The following is a 17,000-nucleotide window of genomic DNA, read 5'->3' as shown; positions in this document are numbered from 1 at the left end:
GTAACCACTCTTAAAAACAGAATATTTTTTAAAAGAAATACATTCTCCGGAATATTCAAATTCGCGATAATTAAAAAATATAATAAAACATAAGATTGCATTTGCAATACATATGGTGAAAATCTGAAAACGTCCCCTTAAAATAAAAATTGCGATGATGATTAATATGATGAAAAGAAGTAGAAGATAAAATCTGATATTTCTAACGTTATTTTTGTTATTGATTTTCATAACAAGATGTAAATTTTGATTAAAAAAATCACTAGCTCTTTATATAAACTAGTGATTTTTGGTATAGAAAAAATTGTATTTTGAATACTTAAGTTTGGTAAAATTACAAATATCGAAGTATAACAAAGTTTGGTACTTCAATCATTTTCAGGAAAATAAAGACTAGCATTTTCATTATAATGCTTTTTTTAAATTCATCAATAACAATTTCATATAACTAGAATAAATAAACGTAATGTGTAAAATAACAGCATCAATCTCCATTACTGTGTAAAATATCATAAAAATCTCATATTCAGTAAATTAAAACACAAAAACTATTATTTAAGCTATTCATTTTCAGGAATACGTCAAACTCTTTCTTTTATAATTATTTCCAAAACCGTATTTTTATTGGGGTAAAATGAAATGGATTTGAACTTTTATATAATAATCCAATACTAAATTCAATCATATCATTCTACTGATTTTGAATGATATGATTCAAGATCTCAAAGTATACATTTTCATCATTTTATATATCAAAAGTTTAACGACTTCTAATAGTGGGATTTTTACTCATAAATCAATCAGATTTTATTCAGATGGTTTCCACTACCAACCCCCTCCATTTTAACAAATATTAAAATATAATCACAATTAATACATTCAGGTAACACTAAATTTGAAATTAAAATGCAAAAGCATTAAAACTAATGATATATGGTTAAAAATCTATTGACACTCTTATTGTATTTTGTAATATTTATAATTACAAACAATCTAAAAGCACAAGACCCGGAGAAATACAATCTAATGTACAGCAAAACCTATTTGGAAACCTCTCAAAAGGATTTTAAAAAAGCTTTAGAAATTGCAGATTCTCTTTATAAAATTTCAGAAACCCCAAAATTTAAAGCTAAAAGCCTGATGCTTTCTGCAACGCTTATACAACAATCCGGTAATGATAGAAAATCTTTAGAATATGCATTAAAAGCTGAAGAGTACGTTAGAAATTCTGATGATTATCTATGGCAATCAAAAATTTATGGCTTTTTATCATCTCAATATAGAAGTCTGGGATTGTTTAACCAAGCTAAAGACTATATCAATAAGTCTGAGTATGTGATTAAAAAGATTAATAATGCATCTGTTGCAAGTAATATGCTGGGGTTAGTGATGCAGGAAAAAGCCTATTGTGAAATAGAATTTAACCATTATAAAAAAGCCTTATATTATGTAAATCAATCAAATCATCTTTTTAAGAGTATTGGTAACAGAGAGCCTACGCTTGTTGCTAACAATTACCAATTAGAAGGAATCTGCTACTACAAGTTAGGTGACAATAAAAGAGCGCTAAGTATTTATCAGAAAGCAGCATCTACTTTAGCTCCAATGTCAGATAATTATTTAAAGGGTTTAATTTTTAGTGGAATTGCACAAGTATACATTGAAACAAAAAATCTTGATAAAGCAAAATTATACCTTGATAAAGCAGAAAGTATTGCAGAACAATCTAACTATCTGAGCTTAAAAGATGAGATCTACAATACTTCTCAGCAGTACTATTTTGCTACAAAAAACATCGAAAAACTGGCTGAAGTAAAAATTAAACAAGATTCTACAAAAGAAAAAATATCTTATAACACTTCTGCTTTTATTGACAAAGAATATTCTGATTCACAACAAAAATACCAAATTGAAGAAAAAAAATCTCACAGAAACAGCCTTATATTAATTCTGCTTATTACACTTTTTTGTGTATATATTATCTTAATTTTTATTAAGAGTTCGAATTATAAAGCAAAACATACAAACATCAAAGTAAACACAAAGCAAATACAAGATAATCACATTCATCAGGTTTTCAGCTTAGAAGAAAATATTCAGCAAGAAAGTACAGATAAAGAAATCATCACTAATTTAGATTTTGGGCAGCCTGCAATGATGACGCCTGCAACAGAGAAAAAGCTGCTTGCAAAACTTGAAAAATTTGAAAATTCTACTTTATTTACTCGAAATTCTATATCACTTCCCTATCTCGCCACCTACTGTGATACCAATACTAAGTATTTGTCTTATGTGATTAATAATTTTAAGCATAAAGATTTTAATAATTATATCAATGAATTACGAATAAAATATATTCTTGAAAAACTTAAAAGCGATTCTAAATACCAAAAATATAAAATAGCAAGTTTAGCCGATGAAGCTGGTTTTTCTTCTCAGAGTAAGTTTGCGATTGCATTTAAAAAAATCACAGATATTTCCCCTTCACATTATCTTCAGGCTTTAAATGAAGAAAAATTAAATAATTAACATACAATAAGCACCTATTTAAACAACAAATTTCGAAAACAAAAAACATTATAAAACAAAATATAAAATACTGAAAATCAATATTTTGAAATTTAATTATAATCACCCATTTTCCTGAATACTAGCCAGTAAATATTTGTAGCACTAACTCAACAAAGCTACTTTTGAAACGTCACAAAAAACAATTCCCACGGAAATAATAAATCTCAGCTAAAATGTAAAAGTACAAACGACATAAAATACAGTTCTAAAATTACAGACAAATGAAAAAACAATTTATTCTCTTAAGCAGTCTCATTACCGGATTTGCATTCTCCCAAGTAGGTATTAACACCGAAACTCCCAAAGCTACCTTAGATGTAATGGCAGCCCCCTCAGACATTACAAAAATCGATGGATTTATTGCTCCCAGACTAAAAGGTTCTGAACTAAAAGCTAAAGATGCTAATTATGATACTCAACAGACAGGCGCTATTGTTTACATAACTGAGGCTTTGCTTTCAAGTTCTACAACTACAAAGACTATTAATGTAACAACATCGGGTTATTTTTATTTTGATGGTAATATATGGCAAAAAATGAAGGGGGATTCTATTGCAGCTGCAAACCCTTGGAATTTAGAAAACACAACAACCGCAGCCACAATAAATACCCAAAATATTTATCAAAATGGTAACGTAGGTATTGGTGATTTTGCCGCAATAAAACCGCTTGCAAAATTTGATATCAGAGGCAATATGCGTGGAGGTATACCTCATGCTGATGAACTTAGCGGAACGTCTATACCTGGTGTAAATTCTTTAGCTTATGGCGTAGAAAACAGAGCTTCCGGAGAAAACTCTACTGTACTTGGTTGGAGAAATAATGCAAGTGGTATAAGAGCACAAGCAATTGGATCATTTAATATTGCTAGCGGCCCATATTCATTATCAATGGGAGGAAATCAATCAGAAGCTACCGGAGATTATTCAGTTGCCATAGGACAAAATGCGAAAGCTACTGGTTACTATTCATCTGCATTTGGCATGAATCCTACATCCAGTAATATATTCAGCATGGCTATTGGTCTAAATGCAGTGGCTAGTGGATTATATTCGCTTGCCTTAAGTACACACACTGCAACTGCAAGTGGAGATCAATCTGTAGCAATAGGAGCCTATACAACTGCCCAAGGAATTGCAGCAACAGCTATGGGAAGACAAACATTAGCAGCCGGATTTGTTTCAACTGCCATTGGAGAAAGAAATGCTATTCGAACAGGATCACTTACTTCTACACCCGTACAAGATGATGCTTTATTTCAAATTGGTAATGGTAATTCTTACACACCACCTTACACTTTCAATAATGCGATGACTGTGCTTAGAAATGGTAACACTGCAATAGGCGTAAGTGGTGAAGAAGATGATGCAAAACCGACTGAATTATTAGACTTAGGAGGTACACAATTTGCAGGAAGAGGTGGTCTAAGAATCCGAAATATCAATACAACTGCTTACACAGGAACATCAGCAGACAGGATTGTAGTTGCAACTTCTACAGGTGTTATAAAATCTGTAATGAGAGCTTCGGTTTCTGCCGCAGATTTTAATTTTAGTACCCTTCCAACATATGCTAATGATGCAGCTGCGGCTACCGGAGGTTTGGCAGTTGGTAAGTTATACAAAACAAGTACTGGCGAAATCAGAATTAAATTATAACATATCAGAACAGCTTAATAATTCTCATCATAACAACTTGAAATTTAAAGCCGAAAAAAATTACATATTTTATAATTAGATTAATTATTGTAAAACATGACTGTCATTAACTTTTTAGTTAGTGACAGTTCTTTAAATACATAATTTTTATAAAATTTAAATATATTTCTTAGCTTTAGTCAAATCTTTTACTCTTATTTAAATATTTTTTGTAAAAAAAGTTTACATCCTCATAAGTAATTGTTACACGATATTCTATTTCGTTGATTGCTTAAATTTATCGAGCGAACAATAGATACCAACACTAAACTCTTTTTTTCCTTTATAGTTTCTGAAAGCCTATCAAGAATCATTATATTCTATTTTCATCAATTTTATCTAAATTTACAGTGTATTAATCAACATTCATGAACAGATTACGGCAGCATATTGAAGAAATAACCACCATCACCCATGAAGAATTTGAATCTATCAAAACATTTTTTACACTTAAGAACGTCCGTAAAAATCAGTTTCTGCTTCATGAAGGTGATGATGTACAATTTGAGTTTCTGGTCTTAGATGGAATTTACAAAGTCTATTATCTCGACGAAAACGGAAAAGAACACATTGTACAATTTGCTAAGAAAAATTGGTGGATGACTGATTACAGCAGTTTTTTTAAACAAAACAAATCGACAATGTTTGTAGAATGTCTTTCAGACGGAGAAGTTTTGTGCCTTACCTTGGAAGGTAGAGAAAAACTGGCTGCAGAATTTCATTCGATGGAACATTTTTTCAGGGTAAAACTGACGAACGGTTATGTTGCTTCGCAGGACAGAATAAGACTTTTGCTATCGAGCACACCTCAGCAACGATATGAGGAGTTTTCAAAACTTTATCCTGACCTCATCCTGCAGATTCCTAAAAAATATATTGCTGAATATCTTGGAGTAAGTAGGGAAACATTGAGCAGGCTTTATTCAAATACTAAATAGTTTATTTAAAGTTTTAAAGAATTTGAAAAGTTTAAGTGTGATTTCGATCACACTTTTTTGTGACCTCCCTCCTTCTGTTTCGCCTTGCCGCCGCCATACATTTGCTATAGAAATTTAAATAAAAATCAATTAAAATTTATACATATGAAAGCAAAAGTATTAATCATTGTATCCAATGCAAGCTCAATAGGACTGAACAAAAGAAGAACGGGAACTTTTTTATCAGAAGTCGCACATCCGTATGCAGAATTTGAGAAAGCAGGTTATAAAATCGATTTTGCAAGTTTAACGGGTGAATCTCCATTTTTAGACGCATTAAATTTAGCTGATGATCCGGATAATTTGAAATTCCTTACAGGTAAAGGTTGGGAAGACATGCACAAAGCTGCTAAACTTTCAGAAGTTGATGTCAATAATTACGATGCAGTTTTCATTCCTGGTGGTTTGGCTCCGATGGTCGATATGCCTGAAAATGCTGAACTAAAGAAGGTAATCGCTGGAGCTTATGAAAGAAATGCAATTGTAGGAGCTGTTTGTCACGGTCCTGTTTCTTTATTAAATGTAAAATTAAGTGACGGAACTTATTTGGTAAATGGTAAAAATATCACCTCTTTCACCACTGAAGAAGAAGATAACTACGCAAGAGCAGATGTTCCATTTGATTTGCAGACTGCATTGACTGAACAAGGTGCTATTTTCCATGCTGCGGAAGCCTGGTCCGCAAACAGTATCGCTGACGGAAATTTAGTAACCGGACAAAACCCTGCCTCTGCAAAAGGTGTAGGTGAAAAAATAGTAGCAATTTTAGAGTCTAGAAATTCATAATTTAAAATTAAAATCTAAAAAAGATGAGTGAACAAGCAGTTTATGTTTGTGCCAAATGGCAGGTAAAAGAAGGGAAACTGGATGCAGTTTTGGAAATTATGAAAGAAGCCTCTAAAAAAAGTTCAGAAGAAATAGGAAATTTGTTTTACAAGATTCATCAGAGTCAAAGTGATCAGAATACATTGATTTTATTTGAAGGATATGAAAATGAATTAGCGGTAGAATCTCATAAAAACTCAGAACATTATCAGAATCTGGTTGTGAAGCAGATTATTCCTTTGCTGGAAAACAGAGAGGTTATTCTGATGGATCAGATTATTTAAATTAAAATTCCGAAAAGCTTTAGTTTTATTTAAAGCTTTTCGGAATTGTTTTTTTATTTAAATAAGATTAACTCTCAAAGAAATCTACATCTTCATTGGTAATCATTACCCGATATTCTATACCGTCGATGGCTTTTGAGATAATCTGATTTCTAAGAATATTTGCCATATTTTCCCAATACACTCTTCCGTAGAAAGAATAATTTTGTGGAATAACCTCGACTTCAACCGTTCGAACGAAACCTTCCTTTGGTTTGTTACTGATCATGGTTCCTCTTTTTACACGGACATCTTTTAATTCATCTTTTAAAACCATTCGCACGTAATTTTTAACGTCTTCAAGCGAAATAATTTTATCTCTGGTCGTTAACGCATATTTGTATGCCTGAATACTGTCTGAACCTTTCTGCTCTTCCGCACCACCGATGGTTTCGGTAAGAAGTATCAGTGACTGAGATTTTAATTGGTTAGAAAGCTCAGTTCCGGGGCGCATATGGTTCGCAAAAGTACAGTGCGTAATCCAAAATGACGCATAAGTATGATCGGTTTTCTCAACAGGTTCCATAATCACGTAGTTGAGCTCCTGCTTGATGCTTCTTTTGGCGTTATTTACTTTCTGCACCATCGACTTCATCTTGTCAGACATTTCGCTCAGCATTCCTTTGACGTTGTCACGATTTAATAAAGAAAAAGCTGCAATTTCATCTCTCGTCAGTTCAAGCACATTCGAAATCATATCCACCGCATTTCTGTTGTTGAATCTTTCCATTCCTCCCTTTCTTACAGTGTAAAGACCTTTTTTAAGATCATCTGATGGAGTAAATGGAATTTCGGTATACTTTCTTCCTTCCCCGTCCTGTACTTCATCTACGTATAAGAAATGCTCGCCTTCCTCGGTGATCAAAGGAATATTATTTCCCATAATGTCTAAGCTGTACTCTGTCTTTTTCCAGCCACGATTGTAAATGGGGAAAGCGTTTAATACAAAAGTGAAATTATCTAAAATCTCAGCGGAAAACTGAGGAGGAAATTCAAAAGTCAGCCACAAGAAGTTTTTTCCGTCAATATATTTCTGAATCTCTTCTCTTCCGTTTAAAAAATCTAAATCCTGAGGCAATGTTCCCGCTTCTGAAAATAAATCTCTTGACAATCCGGTTACTTCAATGAATTTATGATGATAAATACTTTTGATGTCTTCAATGATTTTGGTCTGAATCGATTGTTCATGAAAGAGTTGTTCATAGCCTTCTGCCTGTTCTTTTTTAAGATACGTTAAACCTTCCTTTACAAACAAAGGATTTCCGTTGCTTGAAACGGTGATGTAAGGAAGTAATTTATACACAAAATCTAAATGCTCAAATGCGGGATTTGAACAATACAATCCCAAAGCTCTAGGGAATTTTTCGTTGGTATATTTTGAAACGTTAATTCCAATTGTTACTTTCCTGTAATCGGACGGCCTTCCCTGAAACCTTGAAATTGGGATTTTATTTAAACGATCATCAATGCTGTAGCATGTGTTGCCGACAAACATGATGGCTGTCTGTGCCTTATTTGTTTTTACACTCCCAATAGGTGTAAAAGGAATATTCAGTTGTTTATCTGATTCTGATTTTACCGTTGAATTCATCTGCTTTCTGAAGAAAAATTCAGTGTGCTCCAATAGAACCTCTGAAGATTCAAAAGGAGCCGTATATGCAACAGCGTGAGCAGGAATCGGATGAGTGTATATTGATGGTGTTAAAAGTTTCGCAAGCTTTTCTAAAATTCTCGCATTAACGGTTTGAATTTCATTATTCGCTTTAAAAACTTCTGTACTGAAAGCGTCAATTAAAAGTTTAACAAAAGGATCCAGCGACTGCGGGCTTTTCAATCCCCAGACTTTGGTAGCATTTTGCAACATTCGTGCTTTTACAGACTCTTTCGAATAAATATTCTGATCTAAATTCATATTTGTGATAAGGTGGTGATTAATCGATTGACATAGGACTCAAGAACAATTCTGTGGAAAAGCTAAAGCGTTCTCCTGTAGCTTCCATTTTTGCATTGATGGCGATCCTTACTTTTTTCTTGATTTCTGTATGTTCTTTGGTGTCATAGTTGTGCTCTACGACTTCAACGTGGGCGTCGACCTGTGGCTGAACGATTCTCGGTTCAAACTCCTGAATCTGCCTTTTAAGACTTTTGATAAAAACATTTTCCCATACGGCTGATGTAACTCCGTTATCAAATTCCAGATTCCAAACGTCGTTGCCATAATTTTCATCATATCTGTTTTCGCCTTTTTTTGTGGTAATGAGCAACATGATGTTGTGGGCAATACTTTCACCCATGTCGCAGGTGTCTATACTTCCACCTTCAGACATCAGGGTTGACGGCACAAAGGGCATTCTGTAATTTGGTGTGTCCATAGATTTTTGTTCTCTATTTTAATTTTTTGGTGTCATTATTTAAAATGAAATACCAAATTAATCATTTTCGGGAAATAATTTATGATAATCTTTTGAAACTTTAAATGTTTGTCCGTTTGATAGCTAAAATTAGTTTAAACGCAAAGTTCGCAAAGATTTTTTGACTACTCACTGCTTTTAAGTTACACAAAGGCGTTCTACTTATAGAAGAACACGAAGTTTTTCGTAACTTAAAATAGAATAGTTTAGCTTGAAAAAGTGATATTCTATTTACAATGCTATTTATTTTATATTAAAGATTGCTTCGTCGCTGCGCTCCTCGCAATGACTATATTCGATTTGATAACGAAATTTTAGCCCCGATTGAACGGCCTGTTTGAGCTCTTTTCAGAATTTTGGCGGCGGCTTTGCCGCCGCCAAAATTCTGAAAAAGCGAGTAGTGAAAGCGGGAATAAGCTCCTAAAAAATTACGAGTCTGTATTTTTATTTCGATTAATGATGTAATAAACGGGAAGTCCGAGTAACACAATCAGAAAGCCCGGCCAGGTATATTGTTGCTTGTAGATCAGAAGAAGAACGCAGAAAACCGTTCCGATCACTAAATAAATAATAGGTGTTACAGGATACAACCAAGTTTTGTAAGGTCTTTCGAGATTGGGTTGCTTAAATCTTAGGTAAATTACTCCAAAAACGGTAATCATGTAAAACAGTACAATAACGAACGAAATCATATCTAAAAGATTGCCGTACTGTCCGCTCAGACATAAAACCGAAGCCCAAACTCCCTGCATCCAAAGAGCATTTGAAGGAACATCATTTTTATTGTTATCAATCGCCGATTTGAAAAACAATCCGTCTTTTGCCATGGTCTGGAACACTCTTGCTCCTGCTAAGATCAATCCGTTGTTGCAACCGAAAGTAGAAACCATTACGAGCACTGCGATAATCACTGTTCCTGCACTTCCGAAAATATTCTGTGAAGCGGCAACCGCAACTCTATCATTGGCTGCAAATGCGATGGAATCTCGGTCGATGGCATTTAAATACACAAAATTCACTGCAATATATAAAAGCATAACGGCAGAAGTTCCTAAAATCATTGCCTTGACCACATTTTTCTTTGGATTTTCAATTTCACCAGAAACAAAAGTCACGCTTTCCCACGCAACAGAACTGAAAACTGAACCTACCATTGCAGCTGCAATTCCGCCCATTAAAGTCATTCCGTCAATTGATTCCCAGCCGGTTTTTAAGAAATTTCCTGTGGTGTCTTTATCGATATTATTAAAAGCATTTGTTCCTAAACTGAAGTTTTCTGCCAAATGTGAAAAATCTACGAAGATAAAACCTGCGGCAATTAAACCTAATAAAGCTAATATTTTTGAACCAGTAAAGACATTCTGAAGGATTTTTCCGCTTTCAACCCCTCTTGTATTGATGTAGGTAAGCAAAAGAATGATGGCTATGGCCAAAATCTGAATCCAGGTAATTTGAAATTCTCCACTTTGGAAAATAGGAGCTGCATCATTGAGTGAAGGCACGAGATAGGCTGTGAACTTTCCGAAAGCCATTGCAACGGCAGCAATTGTACCGGTTTGAATAACCGTAAACAATCCCCAACCGTAGAGGAAACCCATTTTTTTACCGAAAATTTCTGTGAGATAGGTGTACTGTCCGCCCGCTTTAGGAAACAGAGCTGAAAGTTCACCATAGCTGATTGCTGCAGCAACCGTCATGATTCCGGTGATAATCCATACAACGATCATCCAGTAGCCTGAGCCGAGATTTCGCATCATGTCGGCACTTACGATAAAGATTCCGCTACCGATCATAGAACCCATAACTAGCATGGTAGCGTCCCAAAGTTTTAGTTTTTTCTGCATATTCAAATATTCACATCAAATATAGATAAATATGCAATTGTTTTTGCTTTTTGTTTTGAATTGATGAATGAACTGTTTTTTATCAAGTTTTTATTCATTTGAAATTCGATTATTATTATTAATTTTGGAAAAAATATAAGAATGAAATTAAAATCCATATTATTTTTAGTAGCAGTAAGTGCTTCAACGTTAGCATTTGCTCAAGAAGGTAAGAAATTCGGACCTCCGGCAGGAAACGCAATCGTAGGTGACACTTACGGATCAACAGTAACATCAGCAGAATCTAAAGCAATGAGCGTTGATAAACTGGCTAAAAAACTGAAAAAAGACAACAAAAAAGTTGAAAATGTTGCCATCAAAGGAAAAGTGGTAGACGTTTGCGACAAAAAGGGTTGTTGGTTGACCATTCAAACTGAAGACGATACTCAATTTTTTGTAAAAATGAAAGATTACGGTTTTTTCGTACCGACAGCTTTGAAAGGTAAAAACGTAGTATTAGAAGGTAATGCCGAAAGAAAAGTAACTTCTATCGATGAGCAGAAACATTATGCAGAAGATGCTAAAAAGCCTCAAGCAGAAATTGACGCAATCACAAAGCCAAAAGAAGAAATCAGATTTGTAGCGAACGGAATTAAAGTCATTAACTAATACTCAATATAACTTAAAAGAAAACCGGAACAATTAATTTGTTCCGGTTTTTTTATTCTACTATCTTAAAACTGACTTCCGCATCCAATTTGGGATATTTTGTTTCACTTACGAATCTTTTTCCGGTGCAGTCTATTTCCAGCCAGCCTTTTCTTTTCTTAACCTCACCTGCCTCTATGACAAAAGGGACAAATGATATTTCGTCTTTTCCTTCTTCAAAAATCTCCCTGTACTGAACGGCAATATCGAGAATACATTCATGATCTGTATTCAGCTTTACATTTCTGTACACAATATCATAATGCGTCTCCTTATTTTCGGGAATTTCCAGATATTTTTCCCAGCCTTTTATATCAGATTTTAGTTCGCTGATTGCTTTTAAGGCATAATACAAAGCAATTGTATAATATTTTCTCGTTCCCTTTCTTGTATAGTCGTCGATAAAATGTCCGCCTTCAAACAGAATCGTCGGCATTCCAGCTTTGATGAAATTATCACCCGTAGAAGTAGGATAGAACTCATCGGTATATCTTCCGATCTGATTGGGTATCACATCTTTTAAACTGTCATAAATTTGACCAATGACCGCCATACATTTTTTTCTGTTTTCAGTAACGGTTCTTTCCTCGTTTTCAGAAGGTGCCAAAAAGGAGAGTGTCGCAGGATGTACTCCGTCAGTCGTGAAAATGGTGCGTTGCTCATGAAGATTTAATGCGTAATGGTATTTCTTCGACGATACCAATTTTTTCAAAAATTTAATTTCTGTACTTGCTTCGTTATGGAAATCTCTGTTTAGATCTATATCTGCAGCATTGAGTCTCGTCCATCTTTCAGAACCGTCAGGATTTAGCATAAAGATAAAGTCTAAGCTGATTGTACTGAAAAGATCATCTTTTAATTCCTGACGCTTATCAAGAGTAAATAATAGATCAAGCATCGCATGCGTTGCATTCGATTCGTTTCCATGCATTTGTGACCATGCTAGAATATTTACCTCTCCACTTCCTATGCTCAATTTATAAATAGGTTTATCTAAATATGATCTTCCAATCTCTTGAATGTAATCGCTGAGATTGGTCTGTAGGTAAGAAAATAATTTTTCAGGGGAAATATAGCGATTTTGGAAATCGGGATTTTGGATATACAAATGTTCAAAATTCATTCTAAAGAAATTTACATGAGTCAAAAATAATGATTTTTGAGGATAAAAAGAAATTAACATTTGTAACATGATTAAACAATGTAAATTGCCAAAAAGTCTGTTAGTTAAATTGTGGATTGTTAATAATTTAATTAATTGTATTTAATCACCTATAATTCAAACAATTAAAATCATTATCTAAATAGTTAATTTACCTTTACTTTAAGTGTGGATAAGTCGATTTTAGTCCATTTGAGTGTTATTATACTAAACATGTAAAATGTGGATTAAGGTATACATTACACTCATTATACAAATGTAAATTAAGGTTATTTATTATTTTATCCACATAAATTATGAGCTCAAAGTCAGTTTAAATGAATATGCTAAAATAGTTGCTGAAAGTTTTATATGTGATGATCATTTCAATCTTAATGTTTTGTTAAAACCTCTTCCTATAAAGGTTTATTATGCACTAAAATTAAAATAAGACGTTATTATATATCCTAATTCGCTACAAAACCAGCCATATAGCCTCTCTCCCACTCTACAACACGATGATAGGTCACAAAATACCTGTAGAAAGGAGATAGAAGAAATTATTGGTCTTTTATGCGTTAAAATAAATTTCGGAATTTTAGTTAAAAATATTATCTCGAGTTATACTTTAAGTGTGACAGCAATTAGAATTTACTTAATTAATATTTTGTGGATAAAGTTTAAAATTTCATGAGAATATTATATAAATACATGATAAACAAACATTTATTATTATTTACTTTTGTATATTAACAATTACTAACATTGTTTACTTTTGTATTTTGCAATTGTAAATTTTATATTTACATTTGTAACAAGATTAAAAGCTTGTTTTTATGAGTTTAAATGAGAGAATTTCAAAAGTTATAGAATATTCTAAGCTGAGCTCTTCAGAGTTTGCGGACGAAATTGATGTGCAGCGATCTTCTATTTCGCACATTACTTCCGGGAGGAATAAACCTTCTTTAGAATTTATTATAAAAATAAAATCAAGGTTTCCTGAGATTCTTTGGGACTGGCTGGTGACTGGTGACGGTGAAATGCTGAAATCTGATTTACCGGAAACTGAGCATAGTCTCGAAATTGAAAATTCGGAAGAAAAAACAAAACCTACATCTCTTCCCGATTTATTTACGATGATGAACGACGATGAAGATTTTGGAACTGCAGAGGAAAAAACTGAAGAAATTCAAGTCTTGCGAGAATCGATTATTCCGCATCAAAGTAAAGCTGAAGAAAAAATATCCGATTCTCAGCCATTAGAAAAGTCGAACGAGCAAATAATTAATCAAGTTATTGAAAATCAAAGTAATAAGATAAAACGAATTGTTCTGTTCTACGAAAACGGAAAATTCGAAAGTTTTGAGCCTTAAAAATAAAAAGTCTGGCCATTTTTTGATCAGACTTTATTTTTGAATTTTAAAGGAAAAATAAAATGCCCAACATTTTTCATGTTAATCATTTTACTAATTTTATTTTGTTGGAAAATTCTGTTTTAAGTTATACTTAAAATATTTTACCATCCCAAATAATAATCCGGACTCAACCAATGAGGACGATCAACACCAAAATATTCATTAAGCATTTTTTCTGCTTCACAGAAAGCTCCTTCTACCCAACCTTGCTGATCAGAATACGCCTCACCGCAAATATGAATTTGCTCATCAGTTATCGGCTTTCTCATATATGGCATTACATTTTCAACTGAAAATCCTGCTTTCCAGGCGTGATATCCTGCCCCGAAAGGCTCATCCGTCCAGTCTCTGAAATAGGTTACATAAGGATCCGGTATTGTCACATCATCGCCATGAAGTTCACGAAGCTGATTCATCAGTTCATTAACCATCAGTTTCGTTGCCTGAACTTTATCCAATTGGTGAAGCTCTCTTAACGAAGCTGATTTCGCAGGTTTTACTTCAAATAAAACTTCATCATCAGTCAATGCTTTCCAGAATGTTTCGGTTTCCATATCTCCGTAACTTCCAAGCAGCATCGAGTTGTCAGTTTGTGGATCTGTACCAAAATAATAGCATTGTCTCATCGGCAGATCGGTGATAGAATGTCCGGAGTCTATTCCTAAATTTTGCCACCAAGGATATTCAAAACCCATCAATATCTTAAAGGCAGGTTCCATAATAACAGAACGGATATTTTCATTAAGTAAAGAATTTTTATTCGTATTGAAAAAGAAATTATTCTGATCCAGAAGCTCTAAAGATTTTCTCGGCATCGCAAGAACTATTGTATTGGCATATACTTTCCATTCTGTGTTGGTCTTTAAATTAAGAAAAATCAACTCATACTTGTAAGAGTCTGCCAAATGATGATCTTTGGTGAAAGTAAGTAGCTTATTTTCAGACCAAATGCATGCACCTTCATGTTCCATATAAGAATTGGCTACAGCATAAGCAATGCTGTCATATCCTTCTTCAATAGTTTTGTAAATTGTTCCTGCAGAGAAATCTCCCACCATGTAAGGAAATGCTTCTGCAGAATTCCAATTGATTGTATTTGAATAATATCCTCCTGCATTTGCCAGGAATTGATAACCCTCCTGAGAAACCTGATCTTTAATTAAATTCCAGAATCCGATATCGTTTACTTTACGTTGATCGTAAGGTGAATTAGGGAAATTGTAGACCAATTTTGGCTTAATATCATCCCAATCTCTGCTGGTTAATTCAAAAGAATAATCGTATTCTGAATCTTTACCTTTAATAATTTTACTTCCGTAAGTGCTAGCCACCCAAGTGTCAGCCATCAGAACTTCATAAATAATTTTATTGAATAACTGGTCTGAACTAAAACCGTAATCATCGTTATTCAGATAATATCGTGTTGCCAGTTTTTCACCTTTTTTCTGAGCCACATCCCACGCGTTTTGCTTACAACGGTCTTTTCTGAGATACATTAATAATTTTGACGGATCACCCATTGGGAAAGGAATGGGAGTCATTTCATCTTTCAAAACAGGAATACGGATGTTGGGATCTTCTTTCGGAACATAACCTTCAATTAACGTCGTCACAATCTGCTGAGAAGTAAGGTAACGCATGCCGCCTAATTCTCCCCAAAAGTTCATTCCGGGCATAATTACAGATTCTAATCTTCCACCAAGTTTATTGTTCATATCAAAGATTTGTACGTCGCTTGCCTTAAATTTTTTCTCTGTAACCAAACGATATGCAGTGTATAATCCGGATGTTCCGGCACCGATAATGGCAACTTCAATTTTCAAATCAGGATTTTTTCCTGTATTTAAAGGTGTATTCTTATTCATATTATATTAGTTTTAAAGTGATTTAAAGTATTTTCTTCCTAATTGGAAAGGCGTAATATCAAAATCTGTATGACCGTCTAATGCAAGATCTGACATGATTTTCCCTAAAAAGGGGGTGAATTTTGCCGCCCATCCTGTAGCATATAAAACAATATTTTTATGATTCGGTACATAGCCGGGTGCAAAGTCGATCAACAGTTCTTTGTTTGGAATTTTACTTAAAGCGATAAGGCATGTTGATGTATATTCTGGTTCTGTGCTTAGCCCTGCCATATGATTTTGTACCCATTCTGAAGTATAGGAAAGTTCTTGCGGATTGGGAATTAGTGTTCTGTCGCTAGGTTCATCAAGAGGATTGATCACAAAATCAGGTGCTACCCGAATATATTCAGGATGATCCCAATCTACAGAAGGAAAGCCGTAAAACTGATTGCCGTTTTCACCTATCGCATTTTGAAATACAAACCATGTTGGATATTGAATATTGGGGTCAGTCTTTTTAAAATAAGCTGAAGACATATTCCAATAGGTTGCTTCAATTTTAAATTCAAGTAAATTGATCACACTGTTGATATACGGACCGGGAATAATTGCCAACTTTTTGGTAATATAAGCTCCGTTTGGAGTAATAATTTTAAAGAGCTCTCCTATATGTTTAATTTCAAGTACCGGCGAATTTTCTTGTAACTGAACGGATTCTTCTTTTTTACACAATTCTAAAAGAGCCTCAATCGTAGCTTTAAAATTAATACTTGCACCATCGGGCTGAAACAATCCGGTATAAGTATCTGGTAAATTTCTGAAATGATATTGTTCTTCGATTTCTTTCGCTGTTAAAGTAGTATATGGAACATTTAAAGCCTTTAAAGCTTCCTCGGCTTCAGCTATATTTCCTTCTGTGGAGTGTACATTAGGATCTCCAAACCAAAGTGTTCCCACTTTATCGAGCAATTGTGTGGAAGTTGTTTTTTCCAGTTCATCCCAATAAGGCTGTGAATCTAAAGCCATCTGTACCATATACTCATCAGGATATGGAATTCTGAACTGACGAGAAACTCCTGCCGAACTTCCCAATTGATTCGCAAAAGTAAATTGCTCGAGAACCAAAGTCTTTGCCTTTCTTTTACCCAAATGATAAGCAGTTGCAAGACCTATTGCTCCACCGCCAATGACAATAACGTCGTAATTTTCTGTATGCATGATTTAGTTTTTAGATATTATTCCAAATTTTGTAGGATTAATAA

13 protein-coding genes are annotated in these 17,000 nt (G+C 33.9%); 7 read left to right on the top strand and 6 right to left on the bottom strand.

The window, feature by feature from the left end:
- Nucleotides 1-933: 933 nt before the first annotated feature.
- The 5 genes from EAG08_RS19650 (at nucleotide 934) to EAG08_RS19630 (ending at nucleotide 6,354) form a co-directional block, all read left to right on the top strand.
- The gene (locus tag EAG08_RS19650; protein WP_129536924.1) at nucleotides 934-2,529 is read left to right on the top strand and encodes a helix-turn-helix domain-containing protein; all 1,596 of its coding nucleotides are present in this window, start codon (nucleotides 934-936) and stop codon (nucleotides 2,527-2,529) included.
- A 263-nt stretch (nucleotides 2,530-2,792) separates the two neighbouring features.
- Nucleotides 2,793-4,229 carry a hypothetical protein gene (locus tag EAG08_RS19645; RefSeq protein WP_129536923.1) on the top strand — a complete coding sequence of 479 codons (1,437 nt, stop codon included), beginning with the start codon at nucleotides 2,793-2,795 and terminating at the stop codon, nucleotides 4,227-4,229.
- Between the two features lie 407 nt (nucleotides 4,230-4,636).
- Nucleotides 4,637-5,206, top strand: coding sequence for a Crp/Fnr family transcriptional regulator (locus EAG08_RS19640; RefSeq protein WP_129536922.1), 570 nt, complete (start codon nucleotides 4,637-4,639; stop codon nucleotides 5,204-5,206).
- A 144-nt stretch (nucleotides 5,207-5,350) separates the two neighbouring features.
- Nucleotides 5,351-6,031, top strand: coding sequence for a type 1 glutamine amidotransferase domain-containing protein (locus tag EAG08_RS19635; protein ID WP_129536921.1), 681 nt, complete (start codon nucleotides 5,351-5,353; stop codon nucleotides 6,029-6,031).
- A gap of 23 nt (nucleotides 6,032-6,054) precedes the next feature.
- A complete protein-coding gene (locus EAG08_RS19630) occupies nucleotides 6,055-6,354 on the top strand; it encodes a putative quinol monooxygenase (RefSeq protein WP_129536920.1) in 300 nt (99 codons plus the stop codon).
- A 67-nt stretch (nucleotides 6,355-6,421) separates the two neighbouring features.
- Here EAG08_RS19630 and EAG08_RS19625 read toward each other — a convergent pair whose 3' ends face one another.
- From EAG08_RS19625 to EAG08_RS19615, 3 genes are all read right to left on the bottom strand, one after another.
- Nucleotides 6,422-8,305, bottom strand: coding sequence for a type VI secretion system baseplate subunit TssF (locus EAG08_RS19625; RefSeq protein WP_129536919.1), 1,884 nt, complete (start codon nucleotides 8,303-8,305; stop codon nucleotides 6,422-6,424).
- Nucleotides 8,306-8,324: 19 nt separating this feature from the next.
- Entirely contained in the window at nucleotides 8,325-8,765 is a 441-nt protein-coding gene (locus EAG08_RS19620; RefSeq protein ID WP_129536918.1) for a GPW/gp25 family protein, read from the bottom strand.
- Between the two features lie 467 nt (nucleotides 8,766-9,232).
- Entirely contained in the window at nucleotides 9,233-10,648 is a 1,416-nt protein-coding gene (locus tag EAG08_RS19615) for an APC family permease (protein ID WP_129536917.1), read from the bottom strand.
- Between the two features lie 141 nt (nucleotides 10,649-10,789).
- Between EAG08_RS19615 and EAG08_RS19610 the strand changes: the two genes are divergently transcribed.
- A complete protein-coding gene (locus tag EAG08_RS19610) occupies nucleotides 10,790-11,296 on the top strand; it encodes a DUF4920 domain-containing protein (protein WP_129536916.1) in 507 nt (168 codons plus the stop codon).
- 52 nt (nucleotides 11,297-11,348) lie between these two features.
- Here the strand turns inward: EAG08_RS19610 and EAG08_RS19605 are convergent, their stop codons facing one another.
- The gene (locus EAG08_RS19605) at nucleotides 11,349-12,458 is read right to left on the bottom strand and encodes a M14 family zinc carboxypeptidase (RefSeq protein WP_129536915.1); all 1,110 of its coding nucleotides are present in this window, start codon (nucleotides 12,456-12,458) and stop codon (nucleotides 11,349-11,351) included.
- Nucleotides 12,459-13,312: 854 nt separating this feature from the next.
- Here EAG08_RS19605 and EAG08_RS19600 point away from each other — a divergent pair.
- Nucleotides 13,313-13,849 carry a helix-turn-helix domain-containing protein gene (locus EAG08_RS19600; protein ID WP_129536914.1) on the top strand — a complete coding sequence of 179 codons (537 nt, stop codon included), beginning with the start codon at nucleotides 13,313-13,315 and terminating at the stop codon, nucleotides 13,847-13,849.
- Between the two features lie 143 nt (nucleotides 13,850-13,992).
- On the opposite strand, the gene EAG08_RS19595 is transcribed toward EAG08_RS19600, so the two are convergent.
- Both EAG08_RS19595 and EAG08_RS19590 read right to left on the bottom strand, forming a co-directional pair.
- Entirely contained in the window at nucleotides 13,993-15,756 is a 1,764-nt protein-coding gene (locus tag EAG08_RS19595) for a flavin monoamine oxidase family protein (protein WP_129536913.1), read from the bottom strand.
- Between the two features lie 12 nt (nucleotides 15,757-15,768).
- Entirely contained in the window at nucleotides 15,769-16,956 is a 1,188-nt protein-coding gene (locus EAG08_RS19590) for an FAD-dependent oxidoreductase (RefSeq protein ID WP_129536912.1), read from the bottom strand.
- Nucleotides 16,957-17,000 lie beyond the last annotated feature (44 nt).

This window comes from Chryseobacterium sp. 3008163, assembly GCF_003669035.1.
GTDB lineage: Bacteria > Bacteroidota > Bacteroidia > Flavobacteriales > Weeksellaceae > Chryseobacterium.
Note: the sequence above shows the minus strand (reverse complement) of the source record. Positions and strands in the feature narration are given on the sequence as shown.

Coding starts and splice junctions, on each gene's coding strand:
- EAG08_RS19650 (WP_129536924.1), top strand. CDS start 934: ATGGTTAAAAATCTATTGACACTCTTATTGTATTTTGTAATATTTATA.
- EAG08_RS19620 (WP_129536918.1), bottom strand. CDS start 8,765: ATGGACACACCAAATTACAGAATGCCCTTTGTGCCGTCAACCCTGATG.
- EAG08_RS19635 (WP_129536921.1), top strand. CDS start 5,351: ATGAAAGCAAAAGTATTAATCATTGTATCCAATGCAAGCTCAATAGGA.
- EAG08_RS19645 (WP_129536923.1), top strand. CDS start 2,793: ATGAAAAAACAATTTATTCTCTTAAGCAGTCTCATTACCGGATTTGCA.
- EAG08_RS19605 (WP_129536915.1), bottom strand. CDS start 12,458: ATGAATTTTGAACATTTGTATATCCAAAATCCCGATTTCCAAAATCGC.
- EAG08_RS19590 (WP_129536912.1), bottom strand. CDS start 16,956: ATGCATACAGAAAATTACGACGTTATTGTCATTGGCGGTGGAGCAATA.
- EAG08_RS19625 (WP_129536919.1), bottom strand. CDS start 8,305: ATGAATTTAGATCAGAATATTTATTCGAAAGAGTCTGTAAAAGCACGA.
- EAG08_RS19595 (WP_129536913.1), bottom strand. CDS start 15,756: ATGAATAAGAATACACCTTTAAATACAGGAAAAAATCCTGATTTGAAA.
- EAG08_RS19610 (WP_129536916.1), top strand. CDS start 10,790: ATGAAATTAAAATCCATATTATTTTTAGTAGCAGTAAGTGCTTCAACG.
- EAG08_RS19615 (WP_129536917.1), bottom strand. CDS start 10,648: ATGCAGAAAAAACTAAAACTTTGGGACGCTACCATGCTAGTTATGGGT.
- EAG08_RS19640 (WP_129536922.1), top strand. CDS start 4,637: ATGAACAGATTACGGCAGCATATTGAAGAAATAACCACCATCACCCAT.
- EAG08_RS19600 (WP_129536914.1), top strand. CDS start 13,313: ATGAGTTTAAATGAGAGAATTTCAAAAGTTATAGAATATTCTAAGCTG.
- EAG08_RS19630 (WP_129536920.1), top strand. CDS start 6,055: ATGAGTGAACAAGCAGTTTATGTTTGTGCCAAATGGCAGGTAAAAGAA.